The 2,968-nt window shown below is 63.2% G+C and carries 4 protein-coding genes; 1 reads left to right on the top strand and 3 read right to left on the bottom strand.

The window, feature by feature from the left end:
• Positions 1-6: 6 nt before the first annotated feature.
• A complete protein-coding gene (locus Q0693_RS08215; protein ID WP_243030516.1) occupies positions 7-525 on the bottom strand; it encodes a response regulator transcription factor in 519 nt (172 codons plus the stop codon).
• 38 nt (positions 526-563) lie between these two features.
• Positions 564-2,129, bottom strand: a complete 1,566-nt coding sequence (locus Q0693_RS08210; RefSeq protein WP_298630633.1) for an acyl-CoA carboxylase subunit beta — start codon at positions 2,127-2,129, stop codon at positions 564-566.
• Between the two features lie 73 nt (positions 2,130-2,202).
• On the opposite strand from Q0693_RS08210, the gene Q0693_RS08205 reads away from it, so the two are divergent.
• Complete coding sequence (locus tag Q0693_RS08205) at positions 2,203-2,646, top strand: hypothetical protein (protein WP_298630631.1); 444 nt, start codon at positions 2,203-2,205, stop codon at positions 2,644-2,646.
• A 54-nt stretch (positions 2,647-2,700) separates the two neighbouring features.
• Here the strand turns inward: Q0693_RS08205 and Q0693_RS08200 are convergent.
• Positions 2,701-2,968 (bottom strand): electron transfer flavoprotein subunit alpha/FixB family protein (locus tag Q0693_RS08200; protein ID WP_298630629.1); only part of this gene is annotated, 268 nt, incomplete at its 5' end.

Below are 2,968 nucleotides of genomic sequence, written 5' to 3'. Positions count from 1 at the left end.
GAAAGTCTAGGTGAGAAACCGGATATGGGCCAGCTGGCTTCGCCGCTTGATCCCTGCCTTTTGAAACACGGCCGAGAGATGGGCCTTGACCGTGCGCTCCGAGATCCCCAGCTCCTTGGCGATCTCCTTATTGCTGAGGCCTAAGGCGGCTAGGGCCGCCACCTCCCTTTCCCGAGGGGAAAGTTGCGGGGTGGGCTCCCCCACCAAGGTGGCCACCACCCGCCTTTCCGCCCAGACCTCGCCCTCGGCCACCTTCCGCAAGGCCTGGGCCAGGACCTCGAGGCCCTGTTCCGGGTAAAGGTAACCCTTATAGCCCAGTTTGAGGGCCTCCGCCGCCTGTTCCCGGCTCCTGAGTAGAACCAGGGAAGGGAGAGGCGGGGGCGGGGGAATCTCCCAGCCGGCTTCCACCAGGCCCACCTGGGCCGCCAAGGGGTGGTCCACCACCTGGAATTCCCGGGCCTGAAGGGCTTCGGCCAGAGCCTCCCGTTGGCTAGCCAGGGTAAGGTCAATCCAGACCCGGACCATACTTGGGTCTCATTTTACCCCTGGTGCCCTAAAGGACTCTAAAGCGGGATGTTGTCGTGCTTCTTAAAGGGCCGCTCTTCCTTCTTCTCCCAAAGCATCCTCAGGTGCTGGTAGAGGAGGCGCCGGGTTTGGGCGGGATCTATGACGTCATCTATGTAGCCCCTTCCTGCGGCCACCCAGGGGTTGTCAAAGGCCTGGCGGTATTCTTCAATCTTCCGCCGGCGGGTTTCCTCGGGGTTGGGGGAGGATTGGATCTCCTTGCGGTAGATGATGTTGGCGGCTCCTTCGGCCCCCATCACCGCCACCGCCGCCGTGGGCCAGGCCAGGACCACGTCCGCCCCCATGTCCTTGGAGTTCATGGCCAGATAGGCTCCGCCGTAGGCCTTGCGGGCGATGAGGGTGATCTTGGGTACCGTGGCCTCGGCGTAGGCGAAGAGCATCTTGGCCCCGTGGCGGATGATGCCCCCGTGCTCCTGGGCTACCCCAGGTAGGAAGCCGGTCACGTCCACCAGGGTGAGGATGGGGATGTTGAAGGCATCCATGGTACGTATGAAGCGGGCGGCCTTGTCGGAGGCATTGATATCCAGGGCTCCCGCCATAAAGCGGGGGTTGTTGGCCACGATCCCCACGGGATACCCTCCCAGGCGGCCCAGGCCCACGATGATGTTCCGGGCAAAGCCGGGCTGGATCTCCAGAAACTCCCCGTCATCCAGCAGGGTTCTGATGACCTGGTGCATGTTGTAGGGCCTTTTCCCATCGGGGTGGACGATGTCTAAAAGCTCGGGGGTGGGGCGGAAGGGGTCGTCTTGGGGTTCCACCACGGGGGGTTTCTCGCGGCTGTTTTGCGGCAAGTAGGAGAGAAGCTTTTTGATGAGGTCCAGGACCTCCTGGTCGTTTTGCCCCTCGAGGTGGGCCACCCCGCTCTTTTCCATGTGCACATCCGCCCCCCCCAGCGCCTCAAAGCTCACCTCCTCCCGGGTCACGCTCTTGATGACCTCGGGGCCGGTGATGAACATGTAGCTGGTTCCCCGGCTCATGAGGATGAAATCGGTCATGGCTGGGCTATACACCGCCCCCCCGGCGCAAGGGCCCAGGATGGCAGAGATCTGGGGCACCACCCCGGAGTAGATGGCGTTGCGGTAGAAGACCTCCCCGTAGCCGGAAAGGCTATCCACCCCCTCCTGGATGCGGGCCCCAGCGGAGTCGTTGAGTCCGATGATGGGAGCCCCCACCTTGGCCGCTAGGTCCATTAGGCTGGCAATCTTACGCCCATGCATCTTGCCCAAGGAGCCCCCTAGGACGGTGAAGTCCTGGCTGAAGACGAAGACCAAGCGGCCGCCGATGGTGCCATACCCGGTTACCACCCCATCGGCAGGGGCCTCAACACCTTCCATGAGCCCGGTTTCCAGGTGCTCGGCGAAGGGCATGAGTTCCACGAAACTCCCCGGGTCCAGAAGGTAGTCTATGCGTTCTCGGGCCGTGAGCTTCCCCTGCTGGTGCTGCTTTTTAATGCGTTCCTCTCCGCCACCCAGAAGGATTTTTTTCCGCCTCTCCTCCAGCTCGGCCAAGAGCTCGTCCAGGATAAGTTTGGCGTTATCGGCCATACTGGCCGCATGATATACTAAGAAGCCGGGTTTGCTCCTGCCATAACGGGCCCGGCGGAGGAGGTGACGAGGAATGAGGCGTTGGTTGAGCCTGGTCTTCCTGTTGGTGGTCGTCCTATTGGTAGCCTGGGCTGGTTACCAGGGCTACGCCCGCCTCCGGGCCCTCGAGGGCCAGGTGACTGCCCTGGCCAACCGGGTCCAGGTCCAGGAACAAGCCCTGAAAGCCTTGGGGGAGCGGGTGGGTAAGCTGGAGGAGGAGGTCTTCAAGGCTCCGGCCCCGCCTCTTTCCCTGCCCGAGGTGCCGGGTGCGCCCAGCGCCCCCGCTTGGCCCTACGCCCTTGGGGTGGTGGTGGTAGCGGTGCTCCTTTTCTTCTTGTTGCAGCTCCTCAGGGGTAACCGGGGGAAGAAGGAGGGTGAGGCTCGGGAGACCCCACCTCCCCAGGAGAACCTGGAGGCGGCGCGCATGGAGGAAGAAGGGGCGCCCCCTCGGGGTGACCAGGGGGAGGGATCCCGGTAGGGTTTTGCCAAAGGGAAAAGCGGGCGGGAAATGCCCGCCCGCTTGGCCTTTCCCTCAGTCCTTCAGCTTTTTCACCGCCTCAATCAGGGCCGGAAGCACCTGGTGCACATCCCCCACGATCCCGTAGTCCGCGTGCTTGAAGATGGGGGCCTCGGGGTCCTTGTTCACGGCCACAATGTATTTGCTCTTATTCATTCCCGCCAGGTGCTGCACCGCTCCGGAAACCCCGAGGGCAATGTAGAGGGTAGGTTGGACGGTTTTCCCCGTCTGGCCCACCTGCTCCCCATAGGGCCGCCAGCCGGCATCCACCACCGCCCGAGTA

Origin of the sequence: uncultured Thermus sp. (genome assembly GCF_938010445.1) — a bacterium.
Lineage (GTDB): Bacteria > Deinococcota > Deinococci > Deinococcales > Thermaceae > Thermus > Thermus altitudinis.
This window is presented reverse-complemented; position numbering and strand designations above follow the sequence as displayed.